This window comes from Modicisalibacter tunisiensis (assembly GCF_020148005.1).
In the GTDB taxonomy this organism is placed as follows: Bacteria; Pseudomonadota; Gammaproteobacteria; order Pseudomonadales; family Halomonadaceae; genus Modicisalibacter; species Modicisalibacter tunisiensis.
The window spans coordinates 2,224,285-2,244,642 of record NZ_JAGXFD010000001.1 but is presented as its reverse complement, the minus strand read 5'-3'; the positions used below and the strand labels follow the sequence as shown (position 1 = coordinate 2,244,642).

Genomic DNA, 20,358 nt, shown 5'->3' with positions numbered 1-20,358 from the left:
ACAGGGGCACCAGGCTGGGTGGCTATTTCTCGTCGAGTTGCTCGAGCTCGGGGACGTGCAGGACAAACTCCTCCTTGACCTCCTCCATCACCACGTAGCTCTTCGATTCCTTGACCCCGGGCAGGGTCAGCACCACGTCGCCGAGCAGCTGGCGATAGGCGGACATCTCCGGAATCCGGCACTTGAGGATGTAGTCGAACTGACCGGAGACCAGATGGCACTCCTGGATCTGCGGCAGCTTGGCCACCGCCCGGCGAAACTCGTCGAAGACCGTCGGCGACTGGGTTTCCAGGCAGATCTCGACGAACACCAGCAGGTTGGCCTTGAGCGCCCGCGGATCGAGCACGGCCCGATAGCCGCGGATGATGCCGGCCCGCTCCAGGCGCTTGACGCGCTCCAGGCAGGGCGTGGTGGACAGGCCGACCTGCGATGCCAGGTCGACATAGGAGATACGGGCGTTTTCCTGCAGGCAGCGCAGGATATTGAGGTCGATACGGTCCAGCGATCGGGTCTTGGCTTTCATTGTTGGGTCGATTCCCCGCTGCCAACCGGCAGAATGATCATCTGAATTTGCCGCCCGGCAGGGCAGCCGGCGGCAAATACATCACACGAAAGGACATGAGGGCAGCCGAATTCACCATGCCGGCACACGGCCGCCACACACTCATATCACATTCCCGGGAAGGGGGGCCAGTCACGCCCCGTCGACGGATCCCGGCCAGCGCCCCTCGGTCACTCGAGGCAGCCCGGCCAGATCGGCATGCGTGTGAACCGTCGCGAAGCCGGCGGCCCGGAACGCCTCGCGCAGCCACTCGTCCTGCGCCATGCCGTGCTCCAGCAGCAGGCGTCCGCCGGCCAGCAGATGGCCGCGGGCCGTGTCGATCAGGTGCAGGAGATCCGCCCGCCCCCGGTCCTCGGCAACCAGCGCCGAAGCCGGCTCGAAGCGCACGTCGCCGCGCGCCAGGTGGGGGTCGTCGACGGCCAGGTAGGGCGGATTGGCCACGATCAGCGCAAAGCGTCGCCCGGCCAGGGCGTCGAACCAGTGGCTCTCGTGAAAGGCCGCATTCAAGATGCCCAACCGCTCGGCGTTGCGCCGCGCCAGGGCCACGGCCGCCGGGACCCGGTCGACCCCGGTAACCTCCCAGCCCGGTCGCTCGCTGGCCAATGCCAGGGCGATCGCGCCGCTGCCGGTGCCGAGGTCGAGCACCGCCGCCGACTCGGGCGTGTCGCCGGCCAGCGCCGCCTCGACCAGGGTTTCCGTGTCGGGACGCGGGATCAGCGTGGTCGCCTCGGTCAGCAGGGGCAGCCCCCAGAACTCGCGTTCCCCGGTCAGGTAGGCCACCGGCTGCCCGCCGTCGCGCGCCGCCACCAGGGCCTCGAAGCGCGCCCGCTCGAAGCCGTCGAGCTCGCGGTCGCCCCAGGTATACAGCCAGGTCCGGTCGCGCCCCAGCACGTGGGCCAGCAGCACCTCGGCATCGAGGCGCGGCGTCGGCGAACCGGCCGCCGTCAGGCGTGTCGTGGCCGCGGCCAGCAGGCGGTCGATGCGCATCAGGCGTCCTGCAGGCTGGCCAGCCGCTCGGCCTGGTACTCGTTGACCAGCGGCCCGATCACCTCGTCCAGCTCGCCGGCCATCACCTCGCCCAGCTTGTAGAGCGTCAGGTTGATGCGGTGATCGGTGATCCGGCCCTGGGGGAAGTTGTAGGTGCGGATGCGCTCGCTGCGATCTCCCGAGCCGACCAGCGACTTGCGAGCATCGGCCTGCTGGCGGCGCTGGCTGTCCACCGCCTCCTGCTTGAGCCGCGCGGCGAGCAGCGCCATCGCCTTGGCGCGGTTCTTGTGCTGGCTGCGCTCCTCCTGGCACTCCACCACCAGGCCGCTGGGCAGGTGGGTGATGCGGATCGCCGAGTCGGTGGTATTGACGTGCTGGCCGCCGGCGCCGCTGGAGCGGAAGGTGTCGACGCGCAGGTCGTTGGCGTCGATGTCGATGTCGCCGACCGCCTCGACCTCGGGCATCACCGCCACCGTGCAGGCCGAGGTGTGGATGCGCCCCTGGGACTCGGTGGCCGGCACCCGCTGCACGCGGTGCGCCCCGGACTCGAACTTGAGCCGGGCGTAGACGCCCTCGCCGCGCACCCGGGCGATGATCTCCTTGTAGCCGCCCTGCTCGCCGTGGCTGGCGCTGACCACCTCGACCTTCCAGCCGACCTTCTCGGCATGGCGCGAGTACATGCGGAACAGGTCGCCGGCGAACAGCGCCGCCTCGTCGCCGCCGGTGCCGGCACGGATCTCCAGGAAGACGTTGCGGTGGTCGTCGGGGTCCTTCGGCACCAGCAGCTGCTTGAGCCGGGCATCCAGCGACGCCAGCCGCTCGCGCCCGTCCTGCAGCTCGGTCTCGGCCATCTCGCGCATCTCGGCGTCGCTGTCATCGCACAGCTGCTCGGCCTCGGCGATATCCGCCTCCGTGCCCCGGTAGGCCTGCCACGCCTCGACCAGCGGCTCGAGCTCGGCATACTCGCGGGAATAGTCGCGAAAGCGCGCCTGATCCCCGATCACCTCGGGGTCCGCCAACAAGGCGGCCAGCTCCTCGAAACGGTCCTGAAGGCTTTCCAGACGGTGGCGCAATGACGCTTTCATGCAGTGTCCTATTCCGGGTCCTGGGAGGGCGCGGCGGGGTCGAGCAGCAGGCTTTCGGCCGCCTGGATGAGGTCGTGTCGCTCGGCACCGGAGGCCTCGCGCAGGCGCAGGGTCGGCCCGTGCAGCAGGCGATTGGTGAGCTGCTGGCTGAGCCGGCGCAGGACCTTCTCCGGGTCGCCGCCCCGCGCCAGCTGGGCCAGCGCCTGGGCCTCGGCGGCCTGGCGCTGCGCCTCGCCCTGCTCGCGGTAGCGGCGGATCAGGTCGCCCGCGCCCCGCACCCGGCGCTCGTGAAGCCACTGCCCCACGCCCTGGTCGATCAGCTCCTCGGCCTGACGGGCCGCGACCTGGCGGTGCCGGCGGTTCTCCTCGATCACTTCGTGAAGATTGTCGACGGTATAGAGGAAGACATCGTCGAGCTCGCCCACCTGGGGCTCGATGTCCCGCGGCACGGCGATGTCGACCATGAAGATCGGGCGATGACGACGCACCTTGAGCGCCCGCTCGACCATGCCCTTGCCGAGAATCGGCAGCGGGGCCGCCGTGGAGGTGATGACGATGTCGGCCTGCTCCAGGGCACGCGGGATCTCGCCCAGGGCGATGGCCTCGGCGCCGAACTCGCCGGCCAGCTGCTCGGCCCGCTCGCGGGTGCGGTTGGCCACGGTCAGCTCCCGCACGCCCGCTTCATGGAGGTGGCGCGCGACCAGCTCGATGGTCTCGCCGGCCCCCACCAGCAGCGCCCGGGAACGCGAGAAGTCGTCGAAGATGCGGCTCGCCAGGCTGACCGCGGCATAGGCCACCGACACCGGGTTCTCGCCGATGCCGGTCTCGGTGCGCACCTGCTTGGCCACCGCGAAGGTGTGCTGGAACAACCGCTCGAGCTCGCCACCCAGCCCCTTGACCTGGCGCGCCTGCTGGTAGGCATCCTTGATCTGGCCGAGGATCTGCGGCTCGCCCAGCACCATCGAGTCCAGCCCCGAGGCGACACGCATCAGATGCCGGGCCGCGGCGTCGTCGAGGTAGTGGTAGGCGCAGCGCATCAGTGATTCGACCGGCAGGCCGTGAAAGCCACCGAGCCACTCCAGCAGCGGCCGCTCGCCCTGCGACTGAATGACGCAGTAGAGTTCGGTGCGATTGCAGGTCGAGAGCACCGCGGCTTCGTCGACCACCGGCAACGCCTTGAGCTGCGCCAGGGCGGCTTCCAGCTGCTCGGGCGTGAAGGCGACCTGTTCGCGTACCGCCACGTCCGCGGTCTTGTGATTGATTCCCAGAGCGAGAAGGGTCATTGCAGTCAGGGTCGTTGAGTCCTAGGCGATCGAGAACACCCCGGGTCGGACGGCAGGAGCCACACGGGCTCACGGCACGACCTGGCGGCGCGGTCATGCGGCATGACCTTGAGTGACTGGCCGTTTTCGGCGCCCCAGTCTATCACAGCACGCCCCGACATGGGGACGCGCCCGGCGACACGCAACCCCCGACGCCCCCACCCGGCCCGCCACGACTTTGCCCGCCCCCGGCGAACCGGTATGCTGACAGCTCGGCCCGGCCCTGCCGGCAGGGAGGCGTTCCGGGGCCCCCGGGGAAGGCCCGCGACGAGCGGTTCACGACATAGAGGACGGCATGCACGCACGCTGGCTTGTGACGACACTGACCGCCACCTGGCTGGCGGGCTGCCAGACCCTTTCACCGCCCCCGCCGGCGGATCCCATGGCCTCGGCCCCGCCCGTGGAATCGGGGCTGGACGCCGCGGGCCTGACCACCCTGATCAGCGCCGAGCTGGCCGGCCAGCGGGGTGATTTCGCCCGCGCCACCCGGGGCTACCTGGACGCCGCGCAACGCTATCACTCCGCGGCCCTGGCCGAGCGCGCCACCCTCGCCGCCCGCTACACCGACGACCGCGACCTGCTCGAGCAGGCCGCGCGCCGCTGGCAGTCGCTGGCGCCGGACGCCGAGGCGCCCGCCCGCCTGCTCGCCGGCCTGGCCATGGAACGCGGCGACTGGCTGGACAGCCTGAACCAGCGCCTGACCCTGGCGGCACGTGGCGGCCAGGGGGATCTCACCGGCTTCGCCGAGACCGCCATCGAGCAGAACGTCGCCCCGGCCCCGCTGATCGCACGCCTGCAGGACTTCCTCGCCGAGTACGACGACCAGCCGCAGGCGCAACTGGCCACGGCCCTGCTGGAGGCCGCCGGCGGCGACACCCGGCGCGCCGAGACCCGTCTGTCGCGACTCGCCGAGCGCCATCCCGAGCTCCCGGGGCTGTGGCTGGCCCGCACGCGCCTCGCCCTGCAGGAAGACCGCTACGCCGCCGCCCGCGACGCCGCCCGTCGCGGGCTCGAGGCGGCGCCCGACGACAGCCGCCTGACCCTGCTGCTGGCCCAGGCGCAGCTGCGCCTGGGCAACGTCGACGCCGCCGAGTCGCGCATCGACACGCTGCTCGAGCGCCATGCCGACGCCCCGCAACTGCGCCTGGCCCTGGCCCGCCTGTACCTCGAGGAGGGCTACCCGGCCCCGGCCAAGCGCCTGCTGCTGCCGCTCATCGAACAGGACGACGCCTCGCCGGCGGCCTTCATCCTGCTGGGCATGATCGCCGAGACCGAAGGCGAGGTGGACAATGCCCTGCTCTACTATCGCCAGGTCCCGCCCGGCGACGGCTTCCTCGACGCCCGCCGGCGGGCCGCGCAGATGCTGGCCGAGCACGACCGGCTGCCCGACGCCCGGACCTTCCTGCACGTCGAACGCCTGCGACATCCCGAGTCCTACGGCGAGCTGGCGGCGATCGAGGTCCAGCTGCTGAGCGAGCATCACCAGGAGACCGAGGCCGACGCCCTGCTCGACCGCGCCCTGAAGCGTCGTCCCGACGACACGCAACTGCGCTTCATGCGCGGCATGCGCCGCTACCAGCAGGGCGACATCGCCGGCATGGAGAGCGACCTGCGCCGCATCCTCGAGCAGCAGCCCGAGGACGCCGCAGCCCTCAACGCCCTGGGCTACACCCTGCTCGACGAGACCGAGCGTCTCGACGAGGCGCGCCCGCTGATCGAGAAGGCCTACCGCCTTGCGCCCGACAATCCGGCGGTCATCGACAGCATGGGCTGGCTGCAGTACAAGCTCGGCCGGCCGCAGCAGGCGCTGGTGCACCTGCGCGAGGCCTATCGGCGCCAGCCCGACCAGGAGATCGCCGCCCACCTGGCGGAAGTGCTGTGGCAACAGGGCCGGCGCGCGGAGGCCCGCCGCCTGGTGGCCGAGGCCCTCGAACGCTTCGACTCGCGGCCCCAGATCGAGGCGCTGATCCAGCGCATCCCGGCCCTCGCACCCACCCATGCCCGACCGGAGTGACCCATGCGATCTCTCGCCTTTCCCGCCCTGCTGCTCGCCCTGCTGACGCTGGCGGGCTGCGCCAGCCAGGCCCCGTCGCCGGAACAGCCCCGCGAGCGCGGCGACTGGGACGCCCAGAAGGCCCGGCTGGAAGCCTTCGACCACTGGCGCCTGGCCGGCAAGGTCGGCCTGCGCACGCCCGATGACGCCACCAGCGCCAACCTCGACTGGGTCCAGCGCGCCTCGCGCTACCACATGCTGATCAGCGGCCCCTTCGGCAGCGGTCGCAGCGTCCTCGAGGGCGGCCCCGACGGGGTCGTGCTGACCACCGGCAAGGGCCGTTTCACCGCCGACACCCCGGAACGGCTGATGGAACAGCAGCTCGGCTGGTCGCTGCCCGTCTCGGCGCTCGACGACTGGGTGCGCGGCCTGCCGGCGCCGATCGTCGCGCACCGCCTGACCCGCGACGACCGGGGCTTTCCCCTGCAGCTGCACCAGGCCGGCTGGACCATCGACTACCGTGACTGGACCCGCGCCGGCGGCCTGTGGCTGCCCAGCCGCGTGGTGATGACCTTTCCCGGGCTGCGCGCCACCCTGGTGGTCAAGGAATGGCATCCGAATCCGGAGTCCTCATGACGTCACTGAGCCTGCCGGCGCCGGCCAAGCTCAATCGCCTGCTGCACATCACCGGGCGCCGCGCCGACGGCTACCACGAGCTGCAGACGCTGTTCCAGCTGCTCGACACCGGCGACACCCTGCATTTCACGCCCCGTGACGACGGCCGCATCACCCTCTCGCCGGCCGTGCCCGGCGTGGCCCACGCGGACAACCTGGTGGTACGTGCCGCCACCCTGCTGCAACAGGCCAGCGGCTGTCGCCGCGGCGCCGACATCCGCCTCGACAAGCGCCTGCCGATGGGCGGCGGGCTGGGCGGCGGAAGCTCCAACGCGGCGACCACCCTGCTGGGGCTCGACCGGCTCTGGGGGCTGGGGCTCGACCTCGACGACCTGGCCGGTCTGGGCCTGACGCTGGGCGCCGATGTGCCGGTCTTCGTGCGCGGCCGCTCCGCCTGGGCCGAGGGCATCGGCGAGCGCCTCGTCCCGGTGTCCCTCGACGCCGGCTGGTTCGTGGTCATTCACCCCGGCGTCGCGGTGTCCACGCCGGCGGTGTTTCAGGCGCCCGAATTGACACGTGACACCCCCCCCATTACCATGGCGCGCGCATTGCAGGAGGGGCCGATCGCCTGGCGCAACGACTGCCAGCCGACCGTTCGCGCGCTATACCCGGCCGTGGGCGAGGCACTCGACTGGCTGTCGCACCATGCACCGAGCCTGCTGACCGGCACCGGCGCCTGCGTGTTCTGCCATTTGACGCAGGAATCCGAGGCCGATAGGATACTGTCCCGTGTCGGCGAGGGCTGGCAGGCCTTCAAGGCTCGCGGCTGCGACACCTCACCCCTCCATCGGGCGCTGGGCCTGCTCTGAACGGCTTGCCGGCGCTACCGTGGTTGCAATCGCGACCCGATGTCGCGATGAGTTCTGGAAGTCATGACTACTGGGGTATAGCCAAGTGGTAAGGCAGCGGTTTCTGGTACCGCCATTCCCAGGTTCGAATCCTGGTACCCCAGCCATTCCTTCCGAACGCGACCGCACAATCCCGCTCCTGAGATCCCCCAAGACTCCAAAGGTGGCTGCGCGTGTCTAAATTGATGGTTTTCGCCGGGAACGCCAATCCCGAACTCGCCCGCAAGGTAGCCGAGGCCCTCGACAATCGGCTGGGCCACGCCACGGTCGGCCAGTTCAGCGACGGCGAGATCGCGGTCGAGATCAACGAGAACGTTCGCGGCAAGGACGTCTTCATCCTGCAGTCCACCTGCGCCCCGACCAACGACAACCTGATGGAACTGATCCTCATGGTGGACGCCCTGCGTCGCGCGTCCGCCACCCGGATCACCGCTGTGGTGCCCTACTTCGGCTACGCCCGTCAGGATCGCCGGGTGCGCTCCGCCCGCGTGCCGATCTCCGCCAAGGTGGTCGCCGACATGATGGTCAAGGCCGGTGTCGACCGGGTGATGACCATGGACCTGCACGCCGACCAGATCCAGGGCTTCTTCGACGTGCCGGTGGACAACGTCTACGGCTCGCCGATCCTGCTCGACGACATCGAGCGCCAGAACTACGACGACCTGGTGGTGGTCTCGCCGGACGTCGGCGGCGTGGTGCGGGCCCGCGCCATCGCCAAGCAGCTCAACGCCGACCTGGCGATCATCGACAAGCGCCGCCCGCAGGCCAACCAGGCCCAGGTCATGCACATCATCGGCGACATCGACGACCGCACCTGCGTGGTGGTCGACGACATGGTCGACACCGCCGGCACCCTGTGCAAGGCCGCCGAGGCGCTCAAGGATCACGGTGCCCGTCGCGTCGTCGCCTACGCCACGCACCCGATCCTGTCGGGCCCGGCCGTCGACAACATCAGCGGCTCGGTACTTGACGAACTCGTCGTGGCCGATACCATTCCGCTTTCCGAGCCGGCGCGCCGCAGCGGCAAGATTCGCCAGCTGTCGGTGGCCGGGCTGATCGCCGAGGCCATCCGCCGGGTCAGCAACGAGGAATCCGTGAGCGCGATGTTCCACTGAGCGCTTGCAGCGGGGCATTTCGCCCCGAACGTGCGCCGTGAGGCGCTGATCGGAAACGGCATCGTCTGGTCGCGGGCGATGCCGCTTCCTTATTTCGACCCCGAGAGGTTAACCATGTCCGACTATCAACTGACCGCCAACGTTCGAACCGACCTGGGGAAAGGTGCGAGCCGCCGCCTGCGTCGCGAGAACCAGCAAGTCGCCGCCATCATCTACGGCGGCGAGAAGGCCCCGCAGCCGATCACCATCGACAAGCCGGCCTTCTACAAGGCGCTCGAAGAGGAAGCCTTCTTCTCCTCGATCATCAACATCGACGTCGACGGCACCAAGGAGCAGGTTGTCATCCGTGACCTGCAGCGCCATCCGTACAAGGCGCTGATCACCCACGCCGACTTCCTGCGTGTCGACGCCACCCACGCCATGACCCTGAACGTCCCGCTGCACGTGCTGGGCGAGGACGAGTGCAAGGGCATCAAGGAAGACGGCGGCGTCCTCCACGTGCTGGCCACCGAAGTCCAGATCAGCTGCCTGCCGAAGGACCTGCCGGAGTACCTCGAGGTCGACGTCAGCGGCCTGGGCCTGGGCGAGACCCTGCACCTGTCCGACCTCACGCTGCCGGCCGGCGTGACCCTGGTCGAGCTGAGCCACGGCGAGTCGCACGACGCCGGTGTGGTCAGCATCACCCGCCCGACCCGCGGTACTGCGAGCGAAGGCAGCGACGAGGAAGCCGCTGAAGGTGAAGGCGGCGAAGAAGGCCAGTCCGAAGAGTAAGACGTCGGACGCCCGGCAACCACCCGCGAGACAAGGCCCCGCATGAGTCAAGTGAAAGCGATCATCGGCCTGGGCAACCCCGGCCCCGAGTACGCCGACACCCGTCACAATGCGGGCGCCTGGCTGGTGGAAGCCATCGCGCGCGACAGCCACGCGCCGCTGCGCATGGAGAAGAAGTTCCTCGGCCAGTACGCCAAGGTCCACTTCGCCGGTCGGGATGTGCATCTGCTCAACCCGACCACCTTCATGAATCGCAGCGGCGCCGCTGTCGCCGCGCTCTGCCAGTTCTTCAAGCTCTCCCCCGATGAACTGCTCGTCGCCCACGACGAGCTCGACATCGCCCCCGGCACCGCCCGCTACAAGACCGGCGGCGGTCACGGCGGCCACAACGGCCTGCGCGATACCATCAGCGCGCTGGGCAACCGCAAGGACTTCCACCGCCTGCGCATCGGCATCGGCCACCCCGGCAACGCCAGGCAGGTCACCAACTACGTGCTGGGTCGCCCCGGCAAGGCCGAGCGTCAGGCCATCGACGCCGCCCTCGACGAATGCCTCGCCACCCTGCCCGACGCCCTCGCCGGCGACTGGGCCCGGGCGATGAACCGGCTGCACAGTTTCACGCCGTAGCCCGTAGCCCGTAGCCCGTAGCCCGTAGCCCGTAGCCCGTAGCCCGTAGCCCGTAGCCCGTAGCCCGTAGCCCGTAGCCCGTAGCTGAGAGTATGGCCCCCGCCCGCGGTGTCCCGTAGAATGCCCGCCATTCGTTCACTCGCTCTTCTCATCGTCAGGAACACCCATGGGATTCAACTGCGGCATCGTCGGCTTGCCCAACGTCGGCAAGTCCACGCTCTTCAATGCGCTCACCAAGTCCGGCATCGACGCCGAGAACTTCCCCTTCTGCACCATCGAGCCCAATACCGGCATCGTGCCGATGCCCGACCCGCGGCTCGACAAGCTCGCCGAGATCGTCAAGCCCGAGAAGGTCGTGCCCACCACCATGGAGTTCGTCGACATCGCCGGGCTGGTGGCGGGCGCCTCCAAGGGCGAGGGCCTGGGCAACCAGTTCCTCGCCAACATCCGCGAGACCGATGCCATCGCCCACGTGGTGCGCTGCTTCGACAACGACAACGTCATCCACGTGGCCAACCAGGTCGATCCGCGCGCCGACATCGAGACCATCAACCTGGAACTGGCGCTGGCCGACCTGGACAGCGTCGAGCGCGCCATCCAGCGCCTGATCCGGGTGGTCAAGGGCGGCGACAAGGAGGCGATCGCCACCAAGGCGATTCTCGAGCGCATCCAGCCGCACCTGGCCGAGGGCCTGCCGCTGCGCAGCTTCGACCTGTCCGACGACGAGAAGCGCCAGCTCAAGAGCTACGGCTTCCTGACGCTCAAGCCGACCATGTACATCGCCAACGTCAACGAGGACGGCTTCGAGAACAACCCGCACCTCGACACGGTCCACGAGATCGCCGCCGAGGAAGGCGCCGTGGTGGTGCCGGTCTGCAACCAACTGGAAGCCGAGATCGCCGAGCTGGAGGACGAGGAGCGGGCGATGTTCCTCGACGAGATGGGCATGGAGGAGCCGGGACTCGACCGGGTGATTCGTGCCGGCTACCACCTTCTCGGCCTGCAGACCTACTTCACCGCGGGCGTCAAGGAAGTCCGCGCCTGGACGGTCAAGGTCGGCGCCACCGCCCCGCAGGCCGCTGGCGTCATCCACACCGACTTCGAGAAGGGCTTCATCCGCGCCGAAGTGGTCGCCTACGACGACTTCGTCACGCTGGGTGGCGAGTCCGGCGCCAAGGAAGCCGGCAAGTGGCGACTGGAAGGCAAGGATTACATCGTCGCCGATGGCGATGTCATCCACTTCCGCTTCAACGTCTGACTGATCTCGTCGGAAAGTACCATGGCGCTCGGGGCTGACCTGTCGACAAGCTTGCGATGAGGCGCCATGAATACATCCTTGTAGGCTACCGACGCCCTCCCTGGCGTCGGACCTCCTCTGCAGCTTGTCCCCAGGGCCCCTTGGGATCAGACAGGCGCCGTTTTCCAGTCAGTGCGATATTCATTGACAGCTCAGTATCTTGAGCGTAGTATTCGCCCTCGTTGAACGGCTACGTAGCTCAGCTGGTTAGAGCACATCACTCATAATGATGGGGTCCCCTGTTCGAATCAGGGCGTAGCCACCAGAATACGCGAAGGGCCCGTCGGTTTTGCCGACGGGCCCTTTTCGTGTTGCGTCGATTGAACCCCATGCCCCCGCTTACGCCTTGCCGGGCACGGCTTCCCCCAGCACCCGCGGCTCGCGCGTCAGGCGTACACCGAAACGCGCCTCCACCATCGCCGCCACCCGCTCGGCGAGCGCCAGCAGCTCCGCGGCGCTCCCGCCCCCGTGATGCACCAGTACCAGAGCCTGCCGGTCGTGCACGCCGACGTGGCCATCGCGCAGTCCCTTGAGACCGCTGCGATCGATCAGCCAGCCGGCGGCAAGCTTGACGCGGCCATCGGCCAGCGGGAAGTGCGGCATGCCGGGCCACTCGTCCAGCAGCCGCTGCGCCCTCGCCACGTCGATGACCGGGTTGGTGAAGAAGCTGCCGGCATTGCCGAGCACCGCCGGATCCGGCAGTTTCTCGCGCCGCACCGCGCTGACGGCGGCGACGACATCGGCGGCGGAGGGGGAGGCGGGAACGCGCGCGGCAAGATCGCCGTAGTCGAGCCGCGGCCGCGGGCGCCGCGACACCCGCAGCACCAGTCGCGTGATGATCACTCGCCCGGCCAGGGCCTGCTTGAAGACGCTGTCCCGATAGCCGAAGGCGCACTCCTCGCGGGTCAGCACGCGCGCCTCGAGGGTGTCGCGCTCGATCAGGTGCACCGCCTCGAGCACCTCCGCCAGCTCGACGCCGTAGGCGCCGATGTTCTGGATGGGCGCCGCGCCCGCCAGGCCGGGGATCAGGGCCAGATTCTCGGTGCCCCACAGCCCCTGCTCGGCCAGCGCCACGACCAGCCGGTGCCAGTTCACACCGGCCGCCACCTGCACGCGGACGTCATCGCCGGCCAGCGGCTCGAGATGCCAGTCCGTGCCGCTCGGCACCACCACCAGCCCCGGCAGCCAGGGCTGAAGCACCAGATTACTGCCACCACCGATCACCGTCAGCGAGCAGCCCCGCACCTCGGCCCAGGCGAGGGCGTCACGCGCCTCGTCGACCGATGCCACCCGGGTCAGTGATTCCGCCGTGGCGGGCAGCCCCAGCGTGTTCAGCGCCTGGAGGTCGACCTCACGCAGTACCTTCATGCCGACAGCTGCCGCCGCAGCGCGTCGATCAGCCCCCGACTCGCCGCCTCGATGAGGTCGAGCACGTGTTCGAAGCCGTCATCGCCGCCGAAATAGGGATCGGGCACGGCCTCGTCGGGACGGCCGGCATAGCTCAGGAAAAGATCAATTCGTGCCCGGCAACCCGCGGGCCTGCGCGCCTCGATCGCGGCGAGGTTGTCGTGATCCATGGCCAGGATATAGTCGAAGCGCTCGAAATCCTCGGCCTCCAGCATGCGGGCGCGCAGCGCGGAGAGATCGATGCCCCGCTGACCCGCCGCCGCCTGCGCCCGCCGATCCGGCGCCTTGCCGACATGCCAGTGGCCGATGCCGCAGGAGTCGACCTCGACCCGGTCGGCCAGCCCCGCCTGGCGCAGCTGCTCGCGGAACACGCCCTCGGCGCTCGGCGAGCGGCAGATGTTGCCCAGGCACACGAACAGCACGCGCATCATGAGGCTCCCTCCTGTTCGACGATCTGACGGCGCACCCGCTCCAGATCCTCGGCGCTGTCCACCCCGGCGGGATGCACGTCGCGGGCCAGCGCCACCTGGATGTGATGGCCGTGATGCAGGGCACGCAGCTGCTCGAGCTGCTCGAGCTGCTCGAGCGGGCTGGGCAGCCAGTTGACGAAGTCGGCGAGAAAGCCCGCCCGATAGGCATACAGGCCGATATGCCGCAGCCAGGCATCGGTGGCGAGCGCCTGCGGGCGCTCGCTGAAGTGCGCCCGGTCCCAGGGGATCGGCGCCCGCGAGAAGTACAGCGCCCGGCCGCGCACGTCGCGCACCACCTTGACGGCGTTGGGGTTGAGCAGGGTCTCGACGTCGCTGATCGGGGCCGCCAGCGTGGCGATCGAGGCCTCGGGGTCGTCGGCCAGCCGCGCGGCCACCTGGGCGATCGACGCCGGCGGCAGCAGCGGCTCGTCCCCCTGGACGTTGACCACGATGGTCTCGGCGGGCAGCGCGAGCGCCTGCGCCACCTCGGCCAGCCGATCGGTCCCCGAGGGGTGGTCGTCGCGGGTCATCAGCGCCTCGCCGCCGGCGGCTTCCACCGCCCGGCAGACGCGCGCATCGTCGCTGGCCACCACCACGCGGGCGGCACCGCTGAGACAGGCGCGCTGCCAGACACGCACCACCATCGGCACGCCGGCGATGTCGGCCAGCGGCTTGCCCGGCAGGCGGCTGGCCGCGTAGCGCGCCGGAATCACCACCACGAACTCGCTCATGCATTCGGCCCCGGCGCCGGGCCGAGGCGCTCGCCCAGCTTCTCCTCGGCATCCATCACCCGCGCCTCCTCCTCGAGCATCACCGGGATGTCGTCGCGTATCGGGAAGGCCAGGCCGTCATACAGGCACTTGAGCTCACCGCGCTCGCGGTCGTAGGCCAGCTTGCCCTGACACAGCGGGCAGACCAGCATGGCCAGCAGTTCCTTATCCATCGTTTACCTCGCAGGTGGCGGGTTGTAGCGTGTCGTGTCGCTCGGCGACGAGCGTCGCCAGGCGCTCGCGCAGCCAGTCGGCGAAGGCCGGGTCCGGCACGGCCTCGACGTCCAGCGCCCAGCAGCGCTCGTTGGCGAAGCGTCGGCATTTCACCGCATCCTTGGCGGTCATCACCACCGGGCGGTTGTCGGCGAAGCGCAGGTCCTCGGCGCTGTAGCGGTGATGGTCGGCCAGCGGGTGCGCATCGTGCGCCACGCCCAGCGCCGTCAGCGTGGCGAAGAACCGGGCCGGATGGCCGATGCCGGCCAAGGCATGCACCCGTCCGGAGAACGGCACCCGCGCGATGGGATAGCAGGCGTCATCGGTGAGGTGGCGCCAGCGTGCCGGCTCGAGGTGCATGGCGTGACCGGCGACCGCACGCTCGGCGCCTTGCGCCCCGTTGACGATCACCGCATCCACCGAGTCCAGCCGCGACAGCGGCTCGCGCAGAGGGCCGGCCGGCAGGCAGCGGCCGTTGCCGAAGCCCAGGGCGCCATCGACCACCACCAGTTCGAGATCGCGCCCCAGCGCCAGGTGCTGCAGGCCGTCGTCGGCGATGATGATGTCGCAGCCGGCGGCGATCAGCTTGCGGGCACCGCGCGGGCGGTCGGGGTCGACCACCACCGGTCGCCCGGTCTGCTGGGCGAGCATCAGCGGCTCGTCGCCGCTGTGGGCGGGGTCGCTGTCGGTATTGACGTAGAGCGGATAGCGCGGCGCCTGGCCGCCGTAGCCCCGGGAGACGATGCCCGGCCGCCAGCCCTGCTCGCCCAGCCAGCGCGCCAGCCAGGCGACCAGCGGCGACTTGCCGGTGCCGCCCAGGGTCAGGTTGCCGACCACCACCACCGGCACCGGCGAGCGCCACACCGTGTACCGCCCGGCGGCATAGGCCCGCTGTCGTGCCTCGACACCGCGGCGATAGAGCCAGGCCAGCGGGCGCAGCGCCTGCAGCCAGCCGGCATCACGGTACCAGGCGTCCACCCAGCGGCTCATGCCGTCACCTCCTGGAACTGCAGGCGGTGGAGTGCCGCGTAGGCGCCGTCACGCTCGATGAGCTCGCCGTGGGTGCCGCTCTCGACGATCTCGCCCTGCTCCATCACCAGGATGCGATCGGCGCGCTCGATGGTCGACAGCCGGTGGGCGATGACAAAGGTGGTGCGTCCGCGGCAGACCGTTTCCAGCGCCTGCTGGATGTAGCGTTCCGACTCGGTGTCCAGGGCCGAGGTGGCCTCGTCGAGCACCAGCAGCGGGGCATCCTTGAAGATCGCCCGGGCGATCGCCAGGCGCTGGCGCTGGCCGCCCGAGAGCATCACCCCGTTGTCGCCGATCACGGTGTCGTAGCCATTCGGCAGGCGCCGGATGAAATCGTCGGCGTAGGCCGCGCGCGCCGCCGCGGCGACGGCCTCGCGATCGGCGCCGGGCACGCCGTAGGCGATGTTGTCGGCCACCGTGGTGTTGAACAGCGTGACCTGCTGCGAGACCAGCGCGATCTGGCGGCGCAGCGGCGACAGCCGGTACGCGTCGAGCGGCACCCCGTCCAGGGTCACCCGCCCCTGCGTGGGACGATAGAAGCGCGGCAGCAGGTTGACCAGAGTCGACTTGCCGCTGCCCGAGCGACCGACGATGGCGATCATCTCGCCGGGGGCCACCGTCAGCTCGATGCCCTTGAGCACCTCGGGCTGATCGCTGCCATAGGCGAAGCGCACGCCCTCGAAGCGCACCTCGCCGCGCACGCTCTGGGGGTCGCGATAGCCCGCGTCGATCTCGGCGGGTTCCTCGAGCAGGCGGAACAGCTCGTCGGAGGCGGCCAGCCCCTTCTGGATCACCGAGTTGACATCGGTCAGCGACTTGATGGGCTTGGCCATCAGCGAGGCGGCGGTGATGAAGGCCACGAACTCGCCCGGCGTCATGTCCTCCATCAGCTCGGGCGCCATGGCCAGCCACACCAGCGCCGCCAGCGAGATGGCCACCGACAGCTGGATCACCGGCGTGCTGACCGCCTTGGTCAGCGCCTCCTTCATGCTCTGGTCGCGGTTGTAGGCACTGGCCGCGGCGAAGCGGCGCTTCTCGTAGTCTTCCGCCCCGTGGGTGCGCACCACCTTGTAGCCGGTCAGCGCCTCGGAGGCAACATGGGTGACATCGCCCATGGAGTTCTGGATGCGCCGCGAGATCTCCCGGAAGCGCTTGCTGGCGTAGCGCACCACGCCGCCGATCAGCGGCGTCACGGCGAGAAACAGCAGGGTCAGCATCCAGTTGGTCCACAGCAGGTAGAGGATCAACCCGATGACGAACAGCCCCTCGCGCAGGATGACGGTGATGGCGTTGCTCGCCGCGCCGGTGACCTGCTCGACGTGGTAGGTGACCCGCGAGATCAGGTGCCCGCTGGAGTGGGCGTCGAAGAAGGACCCCGGCAGGTGGAGCATGTGATTGAACACGTTGCAGCGCAGGGCGTGCACCACGTTGCGCGCCACGCCGCTCATGAAATAGGTGCCCAGGAAGGTGCCCAGGCCGCGCGCCGCGAACATGACGATCACGAACAGCGGCAGGTACAGCCGGAAGGCGGCATCCGGATCGCGAATGCCGTCGATCAGCCGCTTCATCATCTCGGCCAGCGCCGTGCTCGAGGCCGCGTAGATGGCGTAGCCCAGCACGGCGACGGCGAACTGCCGCCAGTGGGGCTTCACATAGCCCAGCAGGCGCCGGTACAGGGTCAGGCTGTCGGGTTGTGTCACGGCGTCTCCGTTTGCGGTTGCGAGGCGGCCGAGGGCCGCGTGGCGATGCGGACCTGCCGAATGTTCAGCGCCGCCGCCTGGTCGAGCGCCGCCACCACGGCGGCATGCGTCGCCCGGCCGTCGGCCTCGATGACCAGGCCCTGCTCCCGGGCGGCGTCGGCGTGCTGGGCCAGGGCGCGATGCAGGGCATCACGCGAGGCCAGCGCCTGCGCATCGAGCCGGTAGGTCCCGTCCCGGGTGACCACCAGGGTCACCGGGCTCGACTCGAGCCGGGCGGCATGGTCGCCGGCGGGCAGGCTCAGCTCCAGCGCCTGACGGGGCGCGAAGGTGGTCGAGACCATGAAGAAGATCAACAGCAGGAACACCACGTCGATCAGCGGCGTCAGGTTGACCTCCACCGGGTCGCGCTGGCGGCGCGGAAACTTCATGCCCGCTCGCCCCGCGGCTCGTGGCGCTCCGCCAGGGTCAGGTCCCCCGAATGATGGGCGAGAAACTCGACCATGCGCCCGGCCTGCTCTTCCATGCGCACGGTGATCGCCTCGACGCGGCGCTGGAAGTAGCGGTGGAACATCAGCGCCGGGATCGCCACCGCCAGCCCCGCCGCCGTGGTCACCAGCGCCTGGGAAATGCCGCCGGCCAGTTCGCTGGTCCGCTGCGCGCCCTCGGCACCGACGATCACCGCGAAGACCTGGATCATGCCCACCACGGTGCCCAGCAGGCCGATCAGCGGCGTGATCGAGGCGATGGTGCCCAGCGGGCTGAGGAAGCGTTCCATGTCATGGATCACCGCCGTGGCCGACTCCTGGAGGCGCGCGCGCACGGCATCCTGGCCCAGCCGGGCATTGCGCAGCCCGGCCGCCAGCACACCGCCCAGCGGCGAGTGGCTTTCCAGCCAGAACAGGTTGACCTGCCCCTGCTGGATCAGCTCGCAGACCTCCTCGGCCAGGCTCGGCGGCGCGATGCGCGAGGCCCGCAGGCTCCACAGCCGCTCGATGATGATCATCGTCGCCAGCAGCGAACAGCCGAGGATGGGAATCATCAGGACCCCGCCGGCCACCAGGGTGTCGTAAACGTTCATTGCGTCCCGTCTCCCGATTCGTGAAGGCAACGCCGATTTCAGTGCGGCGATTCTACCGTATGGCAGCCCCCTTCGACACTCTCGACCCCGCCCGGCAGGGCTCGCCGGACGGCCAGCGCCGGCGCGTGCGCGCCGCCCAGCCACAGGGTCACCGCGCCATCCAGCGCCGTGTTCCACAGGCAGCTGCCGGCGCGCCGGTAGCGTCTCACCACCGCGGGCCGGGGGTGGCCGTGGGGATTGTCCCGCCCGGCGCTGAACACGACCTGTCGCGGCCGGGTCGCCGCCACCCAGGCCGACGACGAACTGGTGGCACTGCCGTGATGCCCGGCCACCAGCACCGTCACGCCCTCGGGCACGGCATCCAGCAGGCGTGCCTCGACGGCCGTGGTGGCATCGCCGCTGATCAGGGCCCGCTCGCCGTTGGCCGCCGTCACCAGCAGCACGCAGGAGCGGTCGTTGCGGGGCCTGTCGGGGGGCGTCCCGCGCGGCCACAGGAACCGGAAGCGCACACCATCCCAGCGCCATCCACGCCCGGCCCGACAGGGCTGACGATCAGCCTCCCCGCCAGCGGCCGACGGCCGGTCCGCCAGCGGCGAGTACCAGCGCGCGACCTCATGCTGGGCCACCAGCGCGGGGACGCCGCCGGCATGGTCGCGATCCCCGTGGCTGACGATCACGGCATCGAACTGCTGCCCCGCCGGCCAGAGGGTGGACAACGGCATGAAGCCGGAACGAAAGCGTGGCCCGGTATCATAGAGCAGCCGATGATGGGCCGTGCGCAGCTCGACCAGCTGCCCCTGGCCGACATCCTGCACCCGCAGGCGCAACTGGCCCTTCGCCATGTCGGGCGGGGTGAGCGTCACGACCAGCACGGCCAGCGTCAGGCTGCCCAGCCAGCGGGGCGCCGCCGTGACCCCCGGCAGCGCCCAGAGCAGCGTGACCAGAATCAGCGCCAGCGCCGTCGGCCAGATCGCCCAGCCCGGTGGCTCCCACAGCGGAACGGTGTCGGCCATCGCCGCCAGGGCGGCCTGCAGCCCATGGGCCAGCCAGGCGAAGCCCTGCCAGCACAGCGACGCCAGCGGCGGCACGGGCGCCGCCGCCCAGCCGGCCAGCCCCAGGGGCACCAGCAGGCTGCCGACCAGCGGCACGATCAGCAGGTTGACCAGGGGCGCCGCCGGCGCCAGGCGACCGAAGGCGAGCAGCACGGCCGCCGCCATCAGCGGTGACAGCAGCAGCTGGGTACGCAGCAGAGCCAGACACCAGCCTCGCCAGCCGGCGGGCCGTCGGCGCCCCTGCCAGGCCAGGATGAGCAGCGCCACGGCGGTGAACGACAGCCACAGCCCCGGTCGCCACAGCGACAGCGGGTCGATCGCCACCACCAGCGCGAGCGCCAGCCACCAGCCCTGCCAGGGGCCCGGCGCATGGCGGCCGCTGGCCACCCACAGGCCGATCAGGGTCATGATCATGGCGCGCAGCGTGGGTGGCTCGAGCCCCGCCAGCCCCCCGTAGCCCACCGCGGCCATCGCCGCCGCCCACCAGGGCCATACCGCCAGCCGCCAGCGGCCGGGCGTGACCAGCCTGGCCGCCCCGCGCGCCAGCCACAGCATCAGCGTCGCGACGAGCCCCACGTGCAGCCCCGAGATCACCATGACATGCGTGGTACCGGTGGCATTGAGCAGAGCCCAGTCGGCCTCCGTCAGCCGCTCGGAAGCCCCCAGGGTCAGCGCCCCCAGCCAGCGCCGGGTCAGCGGATCGTCGATCCGGCGATCCAGGTGCGCCAGCGCCGCGTCACGCAGCCCGGGCTTGCCGTCCGCCAGCCGCCGCGGCGGTGGCGCGTCACGCACATAGCCGGTGGCGCCGATGCCCTCGCGCCACAGCCAGGCACCGTAGTCGAAGGTGTGAGGATTGGCGAAGCCGGCCGGCGGTCGCAGCCGCAGCGTCAGGGACCAGACGTCGCCCGTCGCCAGCGGCGGCGGATCGTACCAGCTGACCCGCACCCGCCCGAGGTCCCGGCAGGCCGGGCGTACCGCCGCCAGCGGCCGGCAGTCCGCGACGGCCAGGCGCAGCCGGGCCAGCGACCCGTCGCGCTGCCACCGGGTGACGGTGGCCTTCACCCGCAGGTCCTGGCGCGACAGCCCCTCGGGCAGCTGCGCTTGTCGCGCCTCGCCGATCGCCAGTGCCGTCAGGGCCATCACCAGCAACAGCACAACCAGCCGGTGGCGGCCCGCCGACAGGGCGAGCAGTACGGCGAGCGCCAGCAACTCCGGCAGCCCGGGAAGCGCCAGCCAGCCCGCCAGGCTGCCCGACACGGCGGCCAGCGCCAGGCCGGCGGCCAGGCTCGCCCCAGGGAAACGAGGGAAGTGCAACGAGACGATGAACGACGCTCCTCACTGACACGCGGCCATGGCA

The 20,358-nt window shown here is 70.3% G+C and carries 20 protein-coding genes and 2 tRNA genes; 9 read left to right on the top strand and 13 right to left on the bottom strand.

The window, feature by feature from the left end; all coding sequences use genetic code 11:
- Positions 1 to 22: 22 nt before the first annotated feature.
- From KGQ91_RS10440 to hemA, 4 genes are all read right to left on the bottom strand, one after another.
- Positions 23 to 523 carry an Lrp/AsnC ligand binding domain-containing protein gene (locus KGQ91_RS10440; protein ID WP_163649917.1) on the bottom strand — a complete coding sequence of 167 codons (501 nt, stop codon included), beginning with the start codon at positions 521 to 523 and terminating at the stop codon, positions 23 to 25.
- A gap of 171 nt (positions 524 to 694) precedes the next feature.
- Positions 695 to 1,549, bottom strand: coding sequence for a peptide chain release factor N(5)-glutamine methyltransferase (prmC, locus tag KGQ91_RS10435; protein ID WP_224415197.1), 855 nt, complete (start codon positions 1,547 to 1,549; stop codon positions 695 to 697).
- Complete coding sequence (gene prfA / locus KGQ91_RS10430) at positions 1,549 to 2,634, bottom strand: peptide chain release factor 1 (RefSeq protein ID WP_224415198.1); 1,086 nt, start codon at positions 2,632 to 2,634, stop codon at positions 1,549 to 1,551. Before prfA ends, prmC begins: the two co-directional genes overlap by 1 nt.
- A gap of 8 nt (positions 2,635 to 2,642) precedes the next feature.
- Positions 2,643 to 3,917, bottom strand: coding sequence for a glutamyl-tRNA reductase (hemA, locus tag KGQ91_RS10425; protein ID WP_224415199.1), 1,275 nt, complete (start codon positions 3,915 to 3,917; stop codon positions 2,643 to 2,645).
- 334 nt (positions 3,918 to 4,251) lie between these two features.
- Here hemA and KGQ91_RS10420 point away from each other — a divergent pair, with 334 nt between their 5' ends.
- The 9 genes from KGQ91_RS10420 to KGQ91_RS10380 all read left to right on the top strand — a co-directional run bounded on the left by KGQ91_RS10420 (position 4,252) and on the right by KGQ91_RS10380 (position 11,547).
- On the top strand, positions 4,252 to 5,970 hold the full coding sequence (locus tag KGQ91_RS10420) for a tetratricopeptide repeat protein (RefSeq protein ID WP_224415200.1): 1,719 nt from the start codon (positions 4,252 to 4,254) through the stop codon (positions 5,968 to 5,970).
- A 3-nt stretch (positions 5,971 to 5,973) separates the two neighbouring features.
- Positions 5,974 to 6,585 carry a lipoprotein insertase outer membrane protein LolB gene (lolB, locus tag KGQ91_RS10415; RefSeq protein WP_224415201.1) on the top strand — a complete coding sequence of 204 codons (612 nt, stop codon included), beginning with the start codon at positions 5,974 to 5,976 and terminating at the stop codon, positions 6,583 to 6,585.
- The gene (gene ispE / locus KGQ91_RS10410; protein ID WP_224415202.1) at positions 6,582 to 7,433 is read left to right on the top strand and encodes a 4-(cytidine 5'-diphospho)-2-C-methyl-D-erythritol kinase; all 852 of its coding nucleotides are present in this window, start codon (positions 6,582 to 6,584) and stop codon (positions 7,431 to 7,433) included. The genes lolB and ispE overlap by 4 nt, the downstream gene beginning before the upstream one ends.
- Before the next feature lie 71 nt (positions 7,434 to 7,504).
- Positions 7,505 to 7,579, top strand: a tRNA-Gln gene (locus KGQ91_RS10405).
- A 66-nt stretch (positions 7,580 to 7,645) separates the two neighbouring features.
- Positions 7,646 to 8,587 (top strand): ribose-phosphate pyrophosphokinase, encoded by a 942-nt coding sequence (locus KGQ91_RS10400; protein ID WP_224415203.1) that lies wholly within the window; start codon positions 7,646 to 7,648, stop codon positions 8,585 to 8,587.
- A gap of 114 nt (positions 8,588 to 8,701) precedes the next feature.
- Entirely contained in the window at positions 8,702 to 9,358 is a 657-nt protein-coding gene (locus KGQ91_RS10395) for a 50S ribosomal protein L25/general stress protein Ctc (protein WP_224415204.1), read from the top strand.
- A 42-nt stretch (positions 9,359 to 9,400) separates the two neighbouring features.
- Positions 9,401 to 9,985: an aminoacyl-tRNA hydrolase gene (pth, locus tag KGQ91_RS10390; protein WP_224420955.1), complete on the top strand. Its 585-nt coding sequence runs from the start codon at positions 9,401 to 9,403 to the stop codon at positions 9,983 to 9,985.
- Between the two features lie 166 nt (positions 9,986 to 10,151).
- Positions 10,152 to 11,243, top strand: coding sequence for a redox-regulated ATPase YchF (gene ychF / locus KGQ91_RS10385; RefSeq protein WP_224415206.1), 1,092 nt, complete (start codon positions 10,152 to 10,154; stop codon positions 11,241 to 11,243).
- A 227-nt stretch (positions 11,244 to 11,470) separates the two neighbouring features.
- Positions 11,471 to 11,547: transfer RNA gene (locus KGQ91_RS10380), tRNA-Met, on the top strand.
- A 74-nt stretch (positions 11,548 to 11,621) separates the two neighbouring features.
- On the opposite strand, the gene murB is transcribed toward KGQ91_RS10380, so the two are convergent.
- From murB to KGQ91_RS10335, 9 genes are read right to left on the bottom strand one after another with little or no spacing between them, the layout of a single operon-like run.
- A complete protein-coding gene (murB, locus tag KGQ91_RS10375) occupies positions 11,622 to 12,650 on the bottom strand; it encodes a UDP-N-acetylmuramate dehydrogenase (protein ID WP_224415207.1) in 1,029 nt (342 codons plus the stop codon).
- Complete coding sequence (locus KGQ91_RS10370; protein WP_224416791.1) at positions 12,647 to 13,117, bottom strand: low molecular weight protein-tyrosine-phosphatase; 471 nt, start codon at positions 13,115 to 13,117, stop codon at positions 12,647 to 12,649. The genes murB and KGQ91_RS10370 overlap by 4 nt, the downstream gene beginning before the upstream one ends.
- Positions 13,117 to 13,890, bottom strand: a complete 774-nt coding sequence (gene kdsB / locus KGQ91_RS10365) for a 3-deoxy-manno-octulosonate cytidylyltransferase (RefSeq protein ID WP_224415208.1) — start codon at positions 13,888 to 13,890, stop codon at positions 13,117 to 13,119. The genes KGQ91_RS10370 and kdsB overlap by 1 nt, the downstream gene beginning before the upstream one ends.
- Entirely contained in the window at positions 13,887 to 14,102 is a 216-nt protein-coding gene (locus KGQ91_RS10360; protein WP_224415209.1) for a Trm112 family protein, read from the bottom strand. Before KGQ91_RS10360 ends, kdsB begins: the two co-directional genes overlap by 4 nt.
- Positions 14,095 to 15,132 carry a tetraacyldisaccharide 4'-kinase gene (lpxK, locus tag KGQ91_RS10355; RefSeq protein WP_224415210.1) on the bottom strand — a complete coding sequence of 346 codons (1,038 nt, stop codon included), beginning with the start codon at positions 15,130 to 15,132 and terminating at the stop codon, positions 14,095 to 14,097. Before lpxK ends, KGQ91_RS10360 begins: the two co-directional genes overlap by 8 nt.
- The gene (msbA, locus tag KGQ91_RS10350) at positions 15,129 to 16,871 is read right to left on the bottom strand and encodes a lipid A export permease/ATP-binding protein MsbA (RefSeq protein ID WP_224420954.1); all 1,743 of its coding nucleotides are present in this window, start codon (positions 16,869 to 16,871) and stop codon (positions 15,129 to 15,131) included. Before msbA ends, lpxK begins: the two co-directional genes overlap by 4 nt.
- Positions 16,868 to 17,299 carry an ExbD/TolR family protein gene (locus tag KGQ91_RS10345; RefSeq protein ID WP_224420953.1) on the bottom strand — a complete coding sequence of 144 codons (432 nt, stop codon included), beginning with the start codon at positions 17,297 to 17,299 and terminating at the stop codon, positions 16,868 to 16,870. Before KGQ91_RS10345 ends, msbA begins: the two co-directional genes overlap by 4 nt.
- Positions 17,296 to 17,949 (bottom strand): MotA/TolQ/ExbB proton channel family protein, encoded by a 654-nt coding sequence (locus tag KGQ91_RS10340; RefSeq protein ID WP_224420952.1) that lies wholly within the window; start codon positions 17,947 to 17,949, stop codon positions 17,296 to 17,298. Before KGQ91_RS10340 ends, KGQ91_RS10345 begins: the two co-directional genes overlap by 4 nt.
- A 38-nt stretch (positions 17,950 to 17,987) precedes the next feature.
- On the bottom strand, positions 17,988 to 20,315 hold the full coding sequence (locus tag KGQ91_RS10335; RefSeq protein WP_224420951.1) for a DNA internalization-related competence protein ComEC/Rec2: 2,328 nt from the start codon (positions 20,313 to 20,315) through the stop codon (positions 17,988 to 17,990).
- Between the last annotated feature and the right edge of the window lie 43 nt (positions 20,316 to 20,358).

Coding starts and splice junctions, on each gene's coding strand:
- kdsB (WP_224415208.1), bottom strand. CDS start 13,890: ATGAGCGAGTTCGTGGTGGTGATTCCGGCGCGCTACGCGGCCAGCCGC.
- hemA (WP_224415199.1), bottom strand. CDS start 3,917: ATGACCCTTCTCGCTCTGGGAATCAATCACAAGACCGCGGACGTGGCG.
- lpxK (WP_224415210.1), bottom strand. CDS start 15,132: ATGAGCCGCTGGGTGGACGCCTGGTACCGTGATGCCGGCTGGCTGCAG.
- ispE (WP_224415202.1), top strand. CDS start 6,582: ATGACGTCACTGAGCCTGCCGGCGCCGGCCAAGCTCAATCGCCTGCTG.
- KGQ91_RS10395 (WP_224415204.1), top strand. CDS start 8,702: ATGTCCGACTATCAACTGACCGCCAACGTTCGAACCGACCTGGGGAAA.
- KGQ91_RS10360 (WP_224415209.1), bottom strand. CDS start 14,102: ATGGATAAGGAACTGCTGGCCATGCTGGTCTGCCCGCTGTGTCAGGGC.
- KGQ91_RS10340 (WP_224420952.1), bottom strand. CDS start 17,949: ATGAACGTTTACGACACCCTGGTGGCCGGCGGGGTCCTGATGATTCCC.
- lolB (WP_224415201.1), top strand. CDS start 5,974: ATGCGATCTCTCGCCTTTCCCGCCCTGCTGCTCGCCCTGCTGACGCTG.
- KGQ91_RS10420 (WP_224415200.1), top strand. CDS start 4,252: ATGCACGCACGCTGGCTTGTGACGACACTGACCGCCACCTGGCTGGCG.
- murB (WP_224415207.1), bottom strand. CDS start 12,650: ATGAAGGTACTGCGTGAGGTCGACCTCCAGGCGCTGAACACGCTGGGG.
- KGQ91_RS10345 (WP_224420953.1), bottom strand. CDS start 17,299: ATGAAGTTTCCGCGCCGCCAGCGCGACCCGGTGGAGGTCAACCTGACG.
- KGQ91_RS10370 (WP_224416791.1), bottom strand. CDS start 13,117: ATGCGCGTGCTGTTCGTGTGCCTGGGCAACATCTGCCGCTCGCCGAGC.
- pth (WP_224420955.1), top strand. CDS start 9,401: ATGAGTCAAGTGAAAGCGATCATCGGCCTGGGCAACCCCGGCCCCGAG.
- prmC (WP_224415197.1), bottom strand. CDS start 1,549: ATGCGCATCGACCGCCTGCTGGCCGCGGCCACGACACGCCTGACGGCG.
- KGQ91_RS10440 (WP_163649917.1), bottom strand. CDS start 523: ATGAAAGCCAAGACCCGATCGCTGGACCGTATCGACCTCAATATCCTG.
- prfA (WP_224415198.1), bottom strand. CDS start 2,634: ATGAAAGCGTCATTGCGCCACCGTCTGGAAAGCCTTCAGGACCGTTTC.
- ychF (WP_224415206.1), top strand. CDS start 10,152: ATGGGATTCAACTGCGGCATCGTCGGCTTGCCCAACGTCGGCAAGTCC.